Below are 17,277 nucleotides of genomic sequence, written 5' to 3'. Positions count from 1 at the left end.
TCTGCACCACGAGCGTGCGCACCGAGCCCAGCCGGTTCGGGGCGCACGTTTTTGCCTATCTTGGTCCAGCGGTTGACCAAGCGCGGGAAACCCTCAGGAATCTTTTCCCATAAAACCGTATGCCAGCAGCGGAAAGTATGGTTATCTCAACGTCATGGGCGAAGCCATTTCCTCCGAGAATTACACCCCGAGCCAGCGGACCAGGTACCGCCAGAGCCTCGGGGCTGACCTGGAGATTTTTGATGCTCACCTCCAGTCCGCGGAGTTTGAGAACAAGGGCACCATCGGCCTGGAGCTAGAGCTCAATCTCGTCGATGACAACATGCAACCGGCGCTGGTTAATGGTCAGGTGCTCACGCACCTGGATGAGGAGTATCAGTCGGAGATCGGCGCCTTCAATGTGGAGATGAACCATCCCCCACTGTCCGTCGAGGGTGACGGCCTGCAGAAGATGCATGATGGCATCGCATCGAGGCTTGACCAGGTTCGCGCGGCGGCGAAGGCGGCGGGCGCCCAGGTGGCGATGATTGGCACGCTTCCCACCGTCACCCGGGAGTTGCTTGAGGGCCCGGAGTGGATGACGCCGGAGAACCGCTACCGGGCGTTGGGGAACACCATCATGGAAACCCGCGGCGAGCTCATTCACATTGATGTCTCCGATCGGGAGTATTGCCGCCTCGATTTCGTCAACATCGCCCCCGAGGCGACGTGCACGTCGATGCAGCTGCACTTGCAGGTGGCTCCGGAGCGTTTCCCGGCGGCGTGGAACGCCTCGCAGGCTATCGCGGGCATTCAGGTGGCGCTGGCTGCCAATTCCCCGCTGTTCCTGGGGCGAAAGGTATGGCACGAGTCCCGGATTCCGGTGTTCACCCAATCCATTGATACGCGGACCCCGGAGTTGGTCAACCAGGGGGTGCGCCCCAGGGTGTGGTTTGGGGAGCGGTGGATTACCAGCGTGTTCGACCTCTTTGAGGAAAACGTCCGCTACTTCTCCCCACTCATCGCCGAGCACAAGGAGGCGACAGACGCCCCCGCCACCCACAGCAGCCCGACCCTGCACTACCTCAACCTGCACAACGGCACGGTGTGGCGGTGGAACCGGCCGATTTACGCCCCTGGCACCGAAAAGGCCCACCTGCGGGTGGAAAACCGCCTCCTCCCGGCGGGCCCCACAGTGTCGGACATCATCGCCGATTCCGCCTTCTATTACGGGATGGCCAAATACCTCGCGATGGAGACGCGTCCCGTGTGGTCGCGGCTGACCTTCGCCGATGCGGAGGCCAACTTCCAGGTGGGAGCCCGGGCGGGCATGTTTGCCCGGATGACGTGGCCGACATTGGGCAAGATCGACGTCGCCACGCTGGTGAGCGAGCACCTGCTACCACAGGCGAGGCTCGGGCTGGAGGCACTCGACGTCGATAAGCATCTCATTGACCGCTACCTTGGCATCATCGGTGAGCGAGCTCGAACGCGACAGAATGGCGCGATGTGGCAGTTGCGCACGCTCGACGCCATCCACCCCGGCGGCACGGTCCCGGATTCACCTGCCCGGCGCGAAGCCCTGGCGAGCATGCTCCGGCTGTACCTGGAGCATCAGGCGACGGACGAGCCCGTGCATACGTGGACGATCGGCGCTTAGAGCTTGACCATCGGTTCGTAGCCAAAGGGGATGCGGTCCGAGGGGACAATCTCTTTGCCGAAGGGGAAGCAGGTCACGGGGATCATCTTGACGTTGGCGATGGCCAGCGGGATACCGATGATGGTGATGGCCTGCGCGGCGGCGGTGGTGATGTGGCCGATGGCCAGCCACAGGCCCGCGATGAGGAACCAAATGACGTTGGTAACGGCGGAGAGGCCGCTCCCGCCGCCCTTTTTCTGCACCACGGTGCGGCCAAACGGGGCGAGCGCGTAGTTGGCCATGCGGAAGGAAGCGACGCCGGCGGGGATGGTGACCACGAGCAGGCAGGCGAGGATGCCGAAGAGGAAGTAGCCCGCCGCGAGAAAGAATCCGCCGAAAATAAACCAAGCGATGTTGAGGAGGAGGTTCATAGCCCCAATTTAGCGCCTTCACTACGATAAATGGCATGGACGAGAACCTGCGGCTGTCAGACAACGATCGCATCAACGCGCTGCAAGCGCTCGCATCGCATTACGCCGAGGGACGCCTTGACTATCAGGAGTTCGATGAGCGCACGGCGGCAGCAAGCACTGCCCGCATCAACGCTGATTTGCGGCCGCTGTTCGAGGACTTGCCGGGCGGGATCGAGGAGGCGTTGACGCCGACGCGCACCACGGCCATCGCGAACACCCAGGACAGCGAGCTGGAAGAGCTGGCCACCATCAAGGAGAAAGGCAAGCGCGTCGAGATGCTCGATGGGGCGATCTTCTCCGTGACCCTGGCGTCGTTTTTCATCCTCATGTTTGTCTTCAACGTCTCCCACGCCTGGGTGGTGTGGCCCGTGATGGCCGGCGTCATGGTGATCCCCCGCCTGCTCAGCGGCTTTTCGGATGCGGACGAGGAAGCCTACGAGGAATTAAAAGAGATTGAGAAGAAGGAACGCGAACTGCGGCTCAAGCAGGCCACTGACAGGTTGCGCGAATTGGAGTAACAGCTCCCGCTCGGGCTATCCGGGGTAGTCTTCCGACATGCTGAATTCGATCGTCGATTGGGTCGTCTCCCTCATGGAGTCGCTCGGCGCCCCGGGCGTGGGTATCGCCATCCTCCTGGAGAGCCTCTTCCCGCCCATCCCCTCGGAGGTGGTGCTGCCGCTCGCCGGCTTCACCTCGACCCAGGGTCAGCTCAATGTCTACGCCGCCTTCCTCTTTGCCACGCTGGGTTCCGTGCTCGGCGCGTACCTGCTGTATTGGCTGGGGGCGGCGGTCGGCGCACAACGGCTGCGGCAGGTCGCAGACCGCATGTGGTTGGTCGACCCTGAGGATGTGGATAAGTCGCTTGCTTTCTTCGATCGCTACGGCAAGGTATCCATCCTGCTGGGCCGCCTCATTCCGGGCGTTCGCTCCCTCATTTCCATCCCGGCGGGCATTGACCGCATGAGCCTGCTCACCTTTGGCGCGCTCACCACGGCTGGCTCCGCGGTCTGGAATGCCCTTCTCATCTGGCTCGGCGTCCTGCTCGGCGAGCGCTACCACCTCGTCGAGGTCTACATCGGCAAATATGCCGTCGTCATCTATGCCCTCGTCGCCCTCGCCCTGGCCGGGGCCCTCATCTATCTCATCCGCCGGGATCGCCTGCGCAAGCGGGCTACACCGCCGGTTGGCAGCGCGGACACCACCAGATGACCCGTTCCAGCTCATCGCGGCCATTGCCCAGCATCGCCTTCTCGATCGGGGTGCCGCACCGTCGGCAAGGCTTGCCGTTGCGCCCAAACACATAGGAACTCTCGCCCGCGCGCTTGACCCCTGTGGTCACCCGCACGGGCGAATCCCGATTCGCCCACATGATCCGCCGCGTCACGTCGAGCACGTGCCCGACGTCGACCTGGCCAACCGGGGTCGCGGGATGAATCCCGCAGAGGAAACACGCCTCGGCCCGATACTCGTTGCCCACTCCGGCCAGGTTCTGCTGGTCCAGCAAAGCTGTCCCAATGCTTCTCGACGCCCGCCCCATCACCCGCCGGTACGCCTCCTCCCGGTCCCATTCTTCCGCCAGGACATCCGGCCCGAGGTAGCCCATTTTTTCGTGGTAGTGATCTGTGGGAAACACCTCGACCAGACCGAGCGAGTGCCCCACGACCTCAATGGGTCTCGGGTGCGGGGCGCCGGCCAGTTCCAGCACGACCCGCGCGGTGTGGCCCGGTTTCCGCCAGCGGTCACCGGCCAGGTGAATCGCCCAGGTGCCCTCCATTTTCAGGTGGGTGTGCAAAATCCGCTCGCCGAACTGCATGAACAGGTGCTTGCCGTAGGGCCACACCCGATCGACGGTCTCTCCGGAGAAATCAACCAGCGCCACCGACGGCACTCGCAATGAGCAGGCCACGACCTCGCGGCCGGTCATGAACTGCAGGCGGTGGGATAATTGGAGAACTGAATCACCTTCGGGCACGGGACTAAATCTACTCCCGCTGCACGGGGCGCGTTTCCCGCCGCCACCAACCCCCCGATTGTGTATCCCAGTGCGACGGCTGTGGGTGTGAGTCGCGCCCCGTGCCGCTGCCGATTATGCCCATACCTTTTGCTCCCTAGCCAAGCAGCTTTGCCCACCGCAGTGGGAATCAGAGATCATCCAGCGCCTGCGACATTGTTCGCCCCCTAACGGGGGTGCGTGGCGCGGAGCTGCGTCCCCCGATCCGCGCCCCCTTGGGGCTGATCTGCGCCCCTGCCTCCCGCAACGTCGCCAGCAGCGGCGAACTGAACACTGGTTCACCATTGAGCTTTTCCACCGTCAACGCGTGCGTGCTCGCCGCCGCCAAGGCATCGACGATGATCCCCAGGTGCTCCGGGTGAAAGACCGTGAGCGTGCGGCCACCCCTGGTCAGGTGCGCCAGCAGCACGCCATCGGCGATGACCACCATCGCACCCGCCGCCCGGCTCGGCCCCGTCTCCGGCCACGGGAGCGCGGCACCATAAGGGTTGGCGGGATCAGCGGCGGCCAGGACGTAGACGTCCGGGTCGGTCGTGCCCGACGGCCACCCCTCGACGTCCGTGGAATCATCGCAGCCACGCAGCCGATCGATAACCGCCGGCGTGGAAAACTGCGAGGCGCCGAGCCCCTCCACGAGGTAGCCGCGCATCGCCTTGCCCGACTCCTCGAAGCCACTGAGCACTTTGTAGGCCAAGGCAAACCCGCCGAGGACGTCCTCGGCGACGATGCTGCCGCGGGTGACCACCCCGTAGCGGTCGAGCCACGTCTCCCCCAGTGCCACCGAGCGCGTCGTCGCGTTGTGCTCCGCCCGGGTACTCATAGCCCACCGCCCGGCCATGTCCAGGGGTGGGCCGAGGCGGCGGCGCGTCCGGTTCGGTCGGCGACGAGCCCGATGGGCCGTGGTCCCGCCAGTCGACGCCAGCCGAGCTCGCAGCGGACCAAAACTATCCGGGCTAACCAAGCCAAAGTCCACCAGGCCCCACAGGGCTTCGCGCAGCTGCTCCGCCGTCACCAGGTCCGTCAGTTCCGTAGACAGATCGCCGAATAGGAACCCGCCACCGCGGTGCAAGATCGACATCACCTGTTCCTGAATAAACGTCAATCCCTCCGGCTCGACGTCCGGGACGAGCTCCGGGGCAATGTCCGTGGGCAGCAGCATGATCCACGGGTCACGGGCCGCCGCCGTTCCTGCCCCGTGGATGACTACCTCGCCGTTGGCCGTGAGCTCATCGAGCATGCTGGGCTGGTAGTCGCCTACCCGCCCGGGCAGCACCAACGATTCCCAGGCGCTGGCGGGCAATCGAACCCCAGCGAGCCTCTCGATGACCGCGTAGACCCCATCCGCGCCGCGCAGCGCCGGTCGCTTCCCCACGGGGGCGACCTGCTGCCAGTCGGCCAGGAAGCGCGCCAACGCCGTCTGCGAGACCGGCTGGGTGGCCGCGCGGGCGGCGGCCAACGAGCGACGCCGCAGGATGGTGAGGACCTCGGCCGAGCAATACTCCTGCTCATCGACGCCTTGGCGGAAGCGACCGTCGATGACGCGGCCGTCGGAAAGCAAATTCTGTAGCGCAGAGTGAGCGGCGCTAGCCCCCAGCCCAAAGGCGCTGGCCACATCCCGAAGGACGAAGGGGCCGCGGGTGCGGACCCAACGGGAAAGCAACTGATCGAGCGCATCGAGGATGGTGGCTTGCTGCGCGGCGACGCCGGGTGGAACGGGGATACCGAGGGCATCACGAAGCAACGGGGCATCGAGCGCCTGCGCGATGTGCGGCACTCCCCCGATGCGCACCTCCATGACGCGATCATCGAGCGGCGCCGGCCAGGGGAACGTCACCTTGTCCGGCACAGAATCGGTCGGAATGGGGCCGAGCAGCCGAAGGATGTCGTAGAACTCCTCGGGGCTGCGCGCCCGCCGGTCCGCGGCGGAGCGCTGCAACTGCGCGTGAACCTCCGCGATGATCTCCGGATCGAGTAACTCCCGCAGTTCAACGGTGCCCAGCAGCTTGGCCAGCAACCCGGGGTCCAACGCCAGGGCGGCGGCGCGCTTTTCCGCCAGCGGGCTATCGCCCTCGTACATGAACGCGCCGGTGTAGTTAAACAACAAAGAGGAAGCGAACGGGCTCGGCTGATCAGTGGTGACCTCGGCGATGCGGATCCGGCGACTACCCAGGTCAGCGCACACCTGGGTCAACGAAGGCAGGTCGTAGACATCCTGGAGGCATTCCCGCACCGTCTCCAAGATGATGGGGAAGCTGGGGTACTTGCGCGCGACGTCGAGAAGCTGGGACGCGCGCTGACGCTGCTGCCACAACGGCGCCCGCTTGCCGGGATTGCGACGCGGGAGCAGGAGCGCGCGGGCGGCGCACTCGCGGAAGCGGGAGGCAAACAGGGCGGAATTGCCGACCTGATCGGTGACGATGTCGCCGATATCCTCGGCGTCGATAAGAAACATCGACGCATCCGGCTCCGACTCACCCTCCGGCAGGCGCAAGACAATGCCATCATCACCGGCGACGGCCTGGACATCCATGTCAAAGCGCGACCCGACGGCCAGCGCCCACGCCGCGTTGACGGGACGGCCGAAGGGGGTGTGCAGGACGACGCGCCAATCCCCCAGCTCATCCTTAAATCGTTCCAGGACGAGGGTCTTCTCATCTGGGATGATGCCCGTCGCCTCGTTCTGCTCTTCGAGGAAGGCGAGGAGGTTGGTGCGGGCATTCGCGTCGAGATCGAGGGTATCGGCGATCGTGGGATCGGTGTGGACCTCGCGGCGGAACTGGCCCAGGGCCACGCCCAACTCGAAGGGGCGGCCCGCGGCATCGCCCGTCCAAAACGGCAGCCGCCCGGTGTGCCCCGGCGCGGGGCTGACCAGGACCTGATCGCGGGTGATGTCCTCGATGCGCCAACTCGACGCCCCCAGGGTAAACACGTCACCGACCCGGGACTCGTAGACCATCTCCTCATCCAGCTCCCCCACCCGGCGCGGGGCGCCCTCCCCACCGAGGAGAAAGACACCGAACATGCCCCGATCCGGAATCGTGCCCCCGGAGGTCACCGCCACGCGCTGCGCTCCGGGACGAGCCTGCAGCTGGCCGGTGATCCGATCGAAGTGGACCTTGGGGCGCAGCTCCGCGAAATCCGTCGATGGGTAAACGCCGCTGACCAGGTCAATGACCGCATCGAACACGTCGCGGGAGAGGTCGCGGTACGGCCAGGACCGCCGGACCGTGGCGTACCATTCCTCGACATCCCAATCACTGACCGAGACCGCCGCGATGGTCTGCTGCGCCAACACATCCAACGGCGAGGTGGGCACGTGGAGCTCCTCAATGAGGCCCGCCCGCATGCGCTGCACAGTGACCGCCGATTGCAGCAGATCCGAGCGGTGCTTGGGATAGAAAGCACCGTGGCTGACCTCGCCCACGGAGTGCCCGGCGCGGCCGACGCGCTGCAGGCCAGACGCCACGCTCGGCGGCGACTCCACCTGAATGACCAGATCCACCGCGCCCATGTCGATGCCCAACTCGAGGGAGCTCGTAGACACGACGGCCTTGAGGGCGCCCTCCTTGAGCAGGCGTTCCGTCGTGGCGCGTTCATCCTTGGACACGGACCCATGGTGGGCGCGGGCGATAACCGGGGGCGCCTTGCCCGCCTGCAGCGACGGCACCATGAGTTGGGCGGGCGGACGCCGCAACTCCGGGGACAGTGAGTCAGGATCGTGGATCTCGGCGTAAATCTCGTTGAGCCTGCTGGTCAGGCGCTCGGCGGAACGCCGGGAATTGACAAAGACCAGCGTCGAGCGGTGCGCCATCACGTCCTCGTAGACGTCACGCTCGATGAAAGGCCAGATGGAGCGTTGCTGACCAACGACCGGTTCGCTGCTCTCCCCCGGCGGACCCGTCAGGCCCAGGGGATCATCGATGGTCGCCTCGCCGATCGTCGAGCCGATCTCGGGTACCGGCAGATCCGACATGTCCTCCACGCCCACGTGGACGTCGAACTCCCATTGCTTCTCCGCCGGCGGGGCGATGATCTCCACCGGGCGATCGCCGCCGAGGAAGTTAGCCACGGTCTCCAGGGGACGCACAGTGGCGGAGAGGCCGATGCGTTGGAAACCACCCGTCAGCCGGGCCAGGCGCTCCAGGGTCAACGACAGATGGACGCCCCGCTTCGTGCCCGCCAACGCGTGGATCTCATCGATGATGACCGTGTCCACCGTCTTCAAAATGCCCGCCGCTTTGGAAGTGAGCATGAGATACGCCGACTCCGGCGTCGTAATGAGGATATCCGGGGGCTTGCGCACCTGCCTGGCCCGCTCCGCCACCGGGGTATCGCCCGAGCGCACGCCGACGGAAATATCCGGCAGGTCGAGGCCAAGCCGATCGGCCACCCGACTAATCCCCGTCAGCGGGGCCCGCAGATTGTTCTCCACATCCACACCGAGGGCCTTCAATGGTGAGATGTAGAGCACGCGCACGCCGCCATGACTGGCCTTCGGGTCGGACACCGGCAGAGCCGTCTGCCCCGGTCTTTCCACGAGGGAATTGAGCGCCCACAGGAAGGCCGCCAGCGTCTTTCCCGAGCCAGTTGGGGCCACGACCAGCGCATTGTCCCCATCCGCGATCGCCTGCCACGCGCGCTCCTGGACCGGGGTGGGCGCGTCAAAAACCTCCGTGAACCAGGTGGCCACCTGGGGGCGGAAACGCTGGAGGATGTCCTTGGCCATGCCCAACCTTAACCCGCGCGGTAATGTCGGTTGCATGACAGCTCAGCTTGACGACGCCCGCCTCACCCGCCTCCTCGCGCAAGGCACGGGTGAGATCCTCAAGGGAGTCCGCAACGTCGGCGTGCTGCGGGGCCGCAATCTCGGTGATGCAGGCGATGACCTCGCCCAAAACTGGATCGCCCGCGTCCTTGAGCAGCACCGCCCCGACGACGGCTTCCTCTCGGAGGAAGCGGCCGATAACCCGGAGCGCTTGGACAAAGACCGCGTCTGGATCATCGACCCACTCGACGGCACCAAGGAATTCGCCACCGGCCGCTCCGATTGGGCGGTGCACATCGCCCTCGTGGAAAAGGGCATTCCCACCCACGCCGCCGTCGGTCTGCCCGACCTCGGCGTGGTGTTCCACTCCGATGAGGCCCGCGCGGTCGGCGGCCCCTACGCCAAGAAGATCGCGATCTCCCATAACCGCCCCCCGAAGGTCGCCCTCCATATCGCCGACGAGCTGGGTTTCCAGACCGCGGCCATCGGCTCCGCCGGCGCCAAGGCCATGCACGTCCTGCTCGGCGACTATGACGCCTACGTCCACGCCGGCGGCCAATACGAATGGGATTCGGCGGCTCCCGTCGGCGTGGCCAAGGCCGCTGGCCTGCACTGCTCCCGCCTCGACGGATCCGAGCTGACCTACAACCACAAGGACACCTTCCTGCCGGATGTGCTCATCTGCCGCCCCGAGATGGCCGAGGAAATCCTGGGCATCGCTGCCGCCTTCCTGGCGGAGAACGGCCGCTACTAGTCACTGCTTATCCCAGCGGTATGGTGGAGCGCATGACAGACTCCGCCATTGACACTCCCTACGAAGATCTCCTCCGGGACATCGTGGACCAGGGTACCCAGAAAGGTGATCGCACCGGCACGGGCACCCTCAGTGTGTTCGGTAGGCAACTGCGCTACAACCTCGCCGAGTCCTTCCCCCTGCTCACCACCAAGAAGGTGCACCTGCATTCCGTCGTCGGCGAACTGCTGTGGTTCCTCCGCGGCGAATCCAACATCAGCTGGCTCAAGGACAACAGCATCCGCATTTGGAACGAGTGGGCCTCCGACGATGGCGAACTCGGCCCGGTGTACGGCGTGCAGTGGCGTTCCTGGCCAACCCCCGATGGCGCCCACATTGACCAGATTTCCGGGGCTTTGGAGTTGCTCCAGTCCGACCCGGATTCGCGCCGCAACGTCGTCTCCGCGTGGAATGTCAGCGAACTGGACAAGATGGCGCTTCTGCCCTGCCACCTGCTCTTCCAGCTCTACGTCGTCGACGGCACACTATCCATGCAGGTCTACCAGCGCTCCGCCGACATGTTCTTAGGCGTTCCCTTCAACATCGCCTCCTACGCTCTGCTCACGCACATGTTCGCGCAGCAGGCAGGCCTGAAGGTTGGCGAGCTCATCTGGACCGGCGGCGATTGCCACATTTACGACGACCACTTGGCCCAGGTCCGCGAGCAACTCTCCCGAGATGCGCGCCCCTACCCGCAGCTTAAGCTGCGGAAAGCCCCATCGCTGTTTGACTACACCTTCGACGACATCGTGGTGGAGGGCTACGACCCGCACCCCACGATTAAGGCCAAGGTGTCGGTGTAATGTCACCGCTCGGGGCCATCTGGGCGCAATCCCTCGACGGGATCATCGGTGACGGCCAGTCCATGCCCTGGCACCTTCCCGAGGACCTTGCCCACTTCCGCGAGGTCACCACCGGGCACCCCGTCATCATGGGCCGCCACACGTGGCTGAGCCTGCCTCCGACGGTGCGCCCCCTGCCGGGCCGAGACAACTACATCCTCTGCTCCCGGGAACCCGGCCAATGGTCGGCCGGCGGCCAGGTCATCTCCTCTTTGACCTACCCCGACCGTGAAGCGTGGGTGATGGGTGGGGGCCAGGTCTACGCCGCCACCATCGACGACGTCGACGTCCTCGAAGTCACCCTCATCGGCGCCCACCTGGGAGATGCTCTCGGCGAGCGTGCCGTCTTCGCCCCCGATATCCCCGCCAGCTTCGGGTTAGTCTCCGACACAGACTGGCTGATCTCGGACAAGGGCCGGCTCACCCTGGATGGTCACCGCAGTGATCTGCCCCTGCGGTACCGTTTCTTGCGGTACGAACGAAAGGAAGCCGCATGACCACCGACCCCGCGCACGTCACCATCTACGCCACTGACTGGTGCCCCTACTGCCACAACCTCATCAGCCGCCTCAACCGGACGGACACACCCTACGAGCTTATCGACGTCGAGGCAGACGCCGATGCCGCCACCTGGGTCGAATCCGTCAACAACGGCAATCGCGTCGTCCCCACCGTCAAGTACTCCGACGGCACGCACGCCACCAACCCCGAAGCCTCGGCCGTGCGCCGCAAGCTGGAGGAACTCACCGCTTAAGGATTGTCGGGGGTATTAATCGTCGTCGTCCTCGCCGAACAGCTCCGCCATATCCGCCGGGGACAACGACGAATTCAGACCAGACAGCTCCAGCGAATACACCTGCTTGAGGTAATTATCCAGCACCTCCGAGAGCTGCTTGGCATCAATCTTGTTGAGCAACAAGATGCGTTTCGACGACCCACCCGGCACCTGCTTATCGATCGACAACACCGGCACACCGTCCTTCGTCACAATCTCGACGACAATGTCACGGCGCTGGACATCAGTAAAGGTGGGCTCGTTCTGGGCCACGGCTGTGGTCCTTTCTCACATCTTCAGGTGGGGGTGCACAAGGTTCTACGTACAGACTAGTGGGCGCCCCGCGAGTTTCCGACTCCTCCCCCATATGCGCTAACCTAGTCACGTCCAGCCCTAGTAGCTCAGTGGATAGAGCACCGCTCTCCTAAAGCGGGTGTCGGAGGTTCGATTCCTCTCTGGGGCGCTTTTTCATGTCTTGAAACATCATTCCGCTCAGGCCCTTGGGCTCCCGGTGCATCTCCATGAGGCACTTTCGAGCAGTGCGATCTGGAGGGTGCCAAAATTCTCTAGAATGAATGGTATTACTTTGCGTTTCCGCAGGTCGCAGAGAATCGGGTTTTACATTCTAGAGAATTTTGGCCCTCGCGACTTCCTGATCGCGACCCCAGACCCGAAGCGGTGCACAAACTGGTCAGCCTTGGCCCGGGGAGAGCAGTCACATGATCGCGATTGACAGCTCCCCGCCATTTACCAAAGAGCACCATCACGTCGACCCAAATCGGCCAGGCTTTTGAAGGCGACACGTCTCACCTTGGTGGGTGCGCCAAAAGGGCAATTCGAGGAGACCCATCAATCGAGTAGCCGGGTGTCGCCACTCGATTAATGGGTGAAGTCAAATCACCCTTTTGCCGACAGGCCTCCACTCGTCCCCTAGCCCATTGAGGCAGATGTTGCTACTGTGGCCATTGTGAAGAATGTGTCTGTTAGCCGTCGCACCTTCCTACGCACCGCCGCTGTTGCCGCCGCCGTAGGAACCGTGGGCGCCAGCGTCCCCCAAGCCCATGCCCTGGGTCCCGTCCTGGGCACCGTCATCGACTATGCGGCGGGGGTTCCCTCGGGTGCATCCGTGAAGGCGGCCGGTCACCTCGGCGCTGTGCGCTATGTGTCGCAGCGTCGTCCGGATGCGCAGTGGATGGTGGGCAAGCCGGTGTTGCTGAATGAGACGCGTGATTTCGCCGCGAACGGCCTCTCCACCGCCTCGGTGTATCAGTTCGGCCGGGCTAATACCGCCGACTGGCTCCAGGGTGCGGCCGGTGCGGGCGTGCACGCCCCGCAGGCAATCGCGCTGCATCGCGCAGCGGGTGGCCCCAATGGCCGTCCGATCTACGTCGCCATCGATGACAACCCGACGTGGGATCAGTACAACCGTCAGATCCGCCCGTACCTCCAGGCCTTCCAACTGGCACTGGGTGCTGCGGGCCTGCAGACCGGCGTATATGGCAACTACAACGTCATCGAATGGGCATCAAAGGACAACATCGGCACCTTCTACTGGATGCACGATTGGGGTTCCGGTGGAAAGATCCACCCGCGCACCACGATTCATCAGCTTCCGGTGTCGCGTCAGCGCAAGATTGGCAATCTGACGGTCGATATTAACAACGTCTACGCCCACGACTGGGGCCAGTGGATGCCAGGCCAGGCTCCGTCCGCCCCCGCGGCGTCGAGCCCCAGCATTCCGGGCATTCCGAACATCCCGGGTCTGCCGAACATTGATCAGAACCAGATCAACCAGATCGTGAAGACGGTCCAGGGCCTGTCCAGCTAGCAGCTAGTTCACTCGTGCGGCCTCATCGACCTCGTCGGTCAGTTGGAATTCGACGAGATCGGTGAGGTCGTTTGACGTTCCGGTCACGGCTGCCGCTACGACGAAATTCTCGCCGAAGGAGACGGAGGAATGCAGATCACCGGCGTCGGACCAGCCCCACTTGGTTCCGATGACCTCGGGAAGCGTTGAGGTGCCAAAGTCCTGCCCGTAGCCGTCGGCTGCGACGGGACTGGCCTCGGCCATCGCGACGAGGATGGGGTGCGTCGGGTCCTTCTTCATCAGTTGCGCGATGAAACTCACGACGTCATAGGTGGAGGTGACGGAGTAGCCCCACTGGTCGTCCGCGCGCGTGGCGGTGAGCCCGTACTTCTGAGCAACCTCGGTGATCGAGGTGGGGTATTTCTCGTAGAGGTCATCGGCGGAGAGGTCGTCGGAGGAACTGATCATCTCGATCGCTTCGTATTGCTCCGTGAGGGAGCCGTGCTCGAGGACGTAGTCGGCGATGTAGAGCTTGCTCAGGCTGAGCGCAGGGCGCGCGAAACGCTCGGTGGCGGTGCCGGTGCGATGGCCGTCAGAAAGCCGGTAGAAGCTCACCTGGGAGCCCAAGACGTAATCCTCAAACGCCGAAGCATCGGGCCCGATGGGCGCCGCGGATTCCGAGAGCTGGACTGAACCCCCGGATTCGACACCGTCGACATTCCCCGCCCCATCGTCGCTCGTTCGATCGAAGAGGAAGACAATGGGCACCGCAATGAGCACTGTGATGACGACGATGGCGAGAACGATCGTCGTCAAGCGACCTTTAATTGAAGACACATCTACAAATAGTAATGCCACCGCCGCGATGACTATCGCGACGGTGGCATTTTTGCTCTACAGAGCGGTCAGACTAGTGGTCGACCGGGGCCTCCACACCAACTCCGGTGAGGGAGCGGACTTCCATTTCAGAAGCGAGGTGGTCGAGGTTGTCTGGCTTGGTAGCCAGGGTGACCACAATACCCACGAGGAAGGCCAGCGGGATGGACACGATGCCCGGGCTGGTCAGCGGGAAGATCGACCAGTCGTGGTTCGGGAACATGGCGGACGGAACGCCCGACACTGCCGGAGACAGGAAGATGAGGATCAGGGCGCTGAAGGTACCGGTGTACATGGAGGCGACGGCACCGGAGGTGTTGAAACGCTTCCAGTACAGCGAGAACAGGATGGTCGGCAGGTTCGCAGAGGCGGCCACGGCGAAGGCCAGGGACACCAGGAAGGCGACGTTTTGCGACATGGCCAGGATGCCCAGGATGATGGAGATGACACCGAGGACAACAACCGTGATGCGGGAGACGCGGACCTGCTCAGCCTCGGAGGACTGACCATCGCGGAAGACGGCATCGTAGACGTCGTGGGCGACGGAGGCAGACGCCGTGATGGCGAGTCCGGCGACGACCGCGAGGACGGTAGCGAAGGCAACTGCGGAGATCAGGGCCATGAAGATGCTGCCACCGAGTTCGAGTGCCAACAGCGGTGCCGCAGCATTCGCGCCACCTGGGGCGGCGAGGATGCGGTCCGGGCCGACGAGTGCGGCAGCGCCGTAGCCGAGGACCAGGGTCATGAGGTAGAAGGCACCGATGAGGACGATGGCCCAGGTGACGGACTTACGTGCTTCACGAGCGGTCGGGACCGTGTAGAAGCGCATGAGGACGTGGGGCAGACCAGCAGTACCAAGCACCAGGGCGAGGCCCAGGGAGATGAAGTCCAGCTGCTTGATGAAGGTGCCGCCGTACTTGAGACCCGGCTTCATGATGTCGGTGGCCTCGTAGCCAGCCTTCTGGATGGTCTCCGAAGCGGCGTGCGTTGCCACAGCATCGTGGAACAGGGTGGAGAAGCCGCCGCGGATGGCGACGAAGACGAGGATGGTCATGACGGCCACGCCACCGACGAGCAGGACAGCCTTGATCATCTGGACGTAGGTGGTGCCCTTCATGCCGCCGATGAGGACGTAGGCGATCATGATGACGCCGACGATCGCGACGACGATAGCCTGCTCCGCGGTGCCGTGGAGGTCCAGGAGCACGGAGACCAGCGAGCCGGCGCCGGCCATCTGAGCGATGAGGTAGAAGAGAGAGACCGCGAGGGTACCAACGGCGGCGGCCACACGGACCGGCTTCTGGCGCAGGCGGAAGGAGAGCACGTCAGCCATGGTGAAGCGGCCGACGTTACGCAGCGGCTCAGCGACGAGCAGCAGGGCGACGAGCCAGGCGACGAAGAAGCCGATGGAGTAAAGGAAGCCGTCGTAGCCGGAGATCGCGATGGAGCCGACGATACCGAGGAAGGAGGCGGCGGAAAGGTAGTCGCCTGCGATGGCCAGGCCGTTCTGGGTGCCGGTGAAGGATGCGCCGCCGGTGTAGAAGTCGGCTGCTTCCTTGGTGGACTTACCGGCGCGCATGACCACGGCCATGGTGACGACGATGAAGACAACGAAGACCGCAATATTAAGGATCGGGTTGCCGGTGTTGGAGGATTCCTGAGCAAGGTATGCAGTGGTCATGTTCTAACCCTCCATTGCTTCGCGAATGGCGGCCGCTTGCGGCTCGATGTTCTTGTTGGCGTACCGCACGTAGACCCAGGTGATCACGAAGGTGGTCAGGAACTGGAGGAGTCCGAAGACGATGCCGATGTTAAAGCCGCCGCCGATCTCGGTGCCCATCCAGTCCGCAGCGAAGGTCGCTACGAGAACGTAGAGGATGAACCAGACGAAGAAGGCCACAGACATGGGGAAGGTGAAGGACCGGTAGGTCCTCCGCAGCTCTTTGAACTGCTCACTGTTTTGCATGTCGATGAAGTCCTGGGAGGTCGGCTCGCGCCGTCCATCCGGGCGGACCACTGGAGTTGCACTCACGTTGATCTCTCTTTCACTTGGCCCCAGGAAGTTCTGGGGGTCAATCTTGTGGTGGCCTCTGCCACGGGAAGGACTCCCTGTGCCAGTGATCACACCGCGTGCTGCAAATTGAAGTTACCTGCCTCACAATGCAACGACGAAGCGAAACAGAAATCTTTTACCGATTAGGTCCACGCTCCACCCCCGGCCCTCCCCTTGGCCTGCGATTTTATCGGCGCCTCCTTTACCCCCAGATTCCCAACCCCCGGCCCCAGCTAACTTTGCAAAGCAATTGTTAGCTACATTCCAGATATTAGCAAGCCTTGCCAATCCCTCGCACCGCGCTTAACTCACTTAGCCAATCAGCTGACAACAAGCAGGTCAGCGCGGTGACGTGGGGGCTAGCTAGTCTTCACTGGGGTAGGTACGCGGGTCATCGAAAATCCGCCCGAATCCCTCGGCCTCATCGAGGGAGCTAATAGCAGCCATCTGATCGGAATTCAGGGTGAAGTCCGTGACCTCGAGAATCTTCCCCAACCGCTCACGGTTGGTGGACTTCGGAATGACGGAGCAGCCCAGTTGCATCTCCCAGCGCAAGGCCACCTGAGCTGTCGTCTTCCCCACGTCCCGAGCCACGGCGTCGAGGACCGGGTCCTGCAGGATGGCGCCGCGGCCGAGCGGGGACCACGCCCCGGTGAGGATGCCCAGCTCTTCGTGGACCTGGCGCAGCGGCGCCTGGGAAAAGCCCGGGTGCAGCTCCACCTGATTGACGGCGGGGGCGGTACCCGTGGCGTCGATAAGCTCCTGAAGAACTTCTTCGTAGAAGTTCGAGACACCGATGGACTGGATGACTCCGAGCCCCTGCAGGCGGGCGATGGCCTCGTAGCTTTCCAGGTACTTCCCCAGGGAGGGGGCGGGCCAGTGCACCAAGTAGAGGTCGAGGTATTCCAGGCCGAGGCGGTGCAGCGACTCCTGGAAGGCGGCGGGCACGCGGTCCTCGCCCTGATCGTCGTTCCACAACTTGGAGGTAACGAACAGCTCCTCGCGGGTGACATCTCCAGCGGCGATGGCCTCCCGGATCGCCCGGCCGACTTCTTCTTCGTTGTGATAGATCGAGGCGGTATCTATATGGCGGTAGCCCATGGCGATGGCGTCGCGGATGATGCGCGCGCCATCATCCCCGGTGAGGTTCCATGTTCCCAGCCCAATCTGGGGCATCTCGGTTCCATCATTGAGGGTGACGCTGGGCACGTTGGTTGGTTTCGACGTAGTCATGCCACCCATTGTGCCCTTTATTACTGTCCAT

16 protein-coding genes and 1 tRNA gene are annotated in these 17,277 nt (G+C 63.8%); 9 read left to right on the top strand and 8 right to left on the bottom strand.

The features are described 5' to 3' along the window. Nucleotides 1-154: 154 nt before the first annotated feature. Nucleotides 155-1,639 (top strand): glutamate-cysteine ligase family protein, encoded by a 1,485-nt coding sequence (locus CTEST_RS03600; protein WP_047252579.1) that lies wholly within the window; start codon nucleotides 155-157, stop codon nucleotides 1,637-1,639. On the opposite strand, the gene CTEST_RS03595 is transcribed toward CTEST_RS03600, so the two are convergent. After that, complete coding sequence (locus CTEST_RS03595; RefSeq protein WP_047252578.1) at nucleotides 1,636-2,049, bottom strand: YccF domain-containing protein; 414 nt, start codon at nucleotides 2,047-2,049, stop codon at nucleotides 1,636-1,638. The two genes, CTEST_RS03600 and CTEST_RS03595, sit on opposite strands and share 4 nt — an antisense overlap. A gap of 35 nt (nucleotides 2,050-2,084) precedes the next feature. On the opposite strand from CTEST_RS03595, the gene CTEST_RS03590 reads away from it, so the two are divergent. Further along, a complete protein-coding gene (locus tag CTEST_RS03590; protein WP_047252577.1) occupies nucleotides 2,085-2,609 on the top strand; it encodes a DUF1707 SHOCT-like domain-containing protein in 525 nt (174 codons plus the stop codon). Between the two features lie 37 nt (nucleotides 2,610-2,646). Beyond that, the gene (locus tag CTEST_RS03585) at nucleotides 2,647-3,300 is read left to right on the top strand and encodes a DedA family protein (protein ID WP_047252576.1); all 654 of its coding nucleotides are present in this window, start codon (nucleotides 2,647-2,649) and stop codon (nucleotides 3,298-3,300) included. Here CTEST_RS03585 and CTEST_RS03580 read toward each other — a convergent pair. Continuing rightward, on the bottom strand, nucleotides 3,263-4,063 hold the full coding sequence (locus CTEST_RS03580) for a DNA-formamidopyrimidine glycosylase family protein (protein WP_047252575.1): 801 nt from the start codon (nucleotides 4,061-4,063) through the stop codon (nucleotides 3,263-3,265). The genes CTEST_RS03585 and CTEST_RS03580 overlap by 38 nt on opposite strands. 169 nt (nucleotides 4,064-4,232) lie before the next feature. Continuing rightward, nucleotides 4,233-8,828 (bottom strand): ATP-dependent helicase, encoded by a 4,596-nt coding sequence (locus CTEST_RS03575; RefSeq protein WP_052844287.1) that lies wholly within the window; start codon nucleotides 8,826-8,828, stop codon nucleotides 4,233-4,235. Nucleotides 8,829-8,862: 34 nt separating this feature from the next. On the opposite strand from CTEST_RS03575, the gene CTEST_RS03570 reads away from it, so the two are divergent. Genes CTEST_RS03570 through CTEST_RS03555 form a run of 4 tightly spaced genes read left to right on the top strand, consistent with a single transcriptional unit; the run spans nucleotide 8,863 to nucleotide 11,256 of the window. Beyond that, a complete protein-coding gene (locus tag CTEST_RS03570) occupies nucleotides 8,863-9,621 on the top strand; it encodes a 3'(2'),5'-bisphosphate nucleotidase CysQ (RefSeq protein ID WP_047252573.1) in 759 nt (252 codons plus the stop codon). 32 nt (nucleotides 9,622-9,653) lie between these two features. Continuing rightward, on the top strand, nucleotides 9,654-10,463 hold the full coding sequence (locus CTEST_RS03565; RefSeq protein WP_047252572.1) for a thymidylate synthase: 810 nt from the start codon (nucleotides 9,654-9,656) through the stop codon (nucleotides 10,461-10,463). After that, nucleotides 10,463-10,999, top strand: coding sequence for a dihydrofolate reductase (locus CTEST_RS03560; RefSeq protein WP_047252571.1), 537 nt, complete (start codon nucleotides 10,463-10,465; stop codon nucleotides 10,997-10,999). Before CTEST_RS03565 ends, CTEST_RS03560 begins: the two co-directional genes overlap by 1 nt. After that, complete coding sequence (locus CTEST_RS03555; RefSeq protein ID WP_047252570.1) at nucleotides 10,996-11,256, top strand: mycoredoxin; 261 nt, start codon at nucleotides 10,996-10,998, stop codon at nucleotides 11,254-11,256. Before CTEST_RS03560 ends, CTEST_RS03555 begins: the two co-directional genes overlap by 4 nt. Before the next feature lie 15 nt (nucleotides 11,257-11,271). Here CTEST_RS03555 and CTEST_RS03550 read toward each other — a convergent pair whose 3' ends face one another. After that, nucleotides 11,272-11,550 (bottom strand): hypothetical protein, encoded by a 279-nt coding sequence (locus tag CTEST_RS03550; protein WP_047252569.1) that lies wholly within the window; start codon nucleotides 11,548-11,550, stop codon nucleotides 11,272-11,274. A gap of 117 nt (nucleotides 11,551-11,667) precedes the next feature. On the opposite strand from CTEST_RS03550, the gene CTEST_RS03545 reads away from it, so the two are divergent. Further along, a tRNA-Arg gene (locus CTEST_RS03545) sits at nucleotides 11,668-11,740 on the top strand. Between the two features lie 513 nt (nucleotides 11,741-12,253). Further along, on the top strand, nucleotides 12,254-13,105 hold the full coding sequence (locus CTEST_RS03540) for a DUF1906 domain-containing protein (RefSeq protein ID WP_047254192.1): 852 nt from the start codon (nucleotides 12,254-12,256) through the stop codon (nucleotides 13,103-13,105). A 3-nt stretch (nucleotides 13,106-13,108) separates the two neighbouring features. Here the strand turns inward: CTEST_RS03540 and CTEST_RS03535 are convergent, their stop codons facing one another. The 4 genes from CTEST_RS03535 to CTEST_RS03520 form a co-directional block, all read right to left on the bottom strand. Beyond that, the gene (locus CTEST_RS03535; protein ID WP_236686129.1) at nucleotides 13,109-13,921 is read right to left on the bottom strand and encodes a hypothetical protein; all 813 of its coding nucleotides are present in this window, start codon (nucleotides 13,919-13,921) and stop codon (nucleotides 13,109-13,111) included. 73 nt (nucleotides 13,922-13,994) lie between these two features. After that, complete coding sequence (locus CTEST_RS03530) at nucleotides 13,995-15,641, bottom strand: solute symporter family protein (RefSeq protein ID WP_047252567.1); 1,647 nt, start codon at nucleotides 15,639-15,641, stop codon at nucleotides 13,995-13,997. Nucleotides 15,642-15,644: 3 nt separating this feature from the next. After that, nucleotides 15,645-15,926, bottom strand: a complete 282-nt coding sequence (locus tag CTEST_RS03525; protein ID WP_083985677.1) for a DUF485 domain-containing protein — start codon at nucleotides 15,924-15,926, stop codon at nucleotides 15,645-15,647. A 450-nt stretch (nucleotides 15,927-16,376) separates the two neighbouring features. Beyond that, a complete protein-coding gene (locus CTEST_RS03520; RefSeq protein WP_047252565.1) occupies nucleotides 16,377-17,246 on the bottom strand; it encodes an aldo/keto reductase in 870 nt (289 codons plus the stop codon). Nucleotides 17,247-17,277: the final 31 nt, after the last annotated feature.

The organism is Corynebacterium testudinoris (assembly GCF_001021045.1).
Taxonomy (GTDB): domain Bacteria; phylum Actinomycetota; class Actinomycetes; order Mycobacteriales; family Mycobacteriaceae; genus Corynebacterium; species Corynebacterium testudinoris.
The sequence above is the reverse complement of the archived record's forward strand: the minus strand, read 5'-3'. Positions and strand labels throughout refer to the sequence as shown.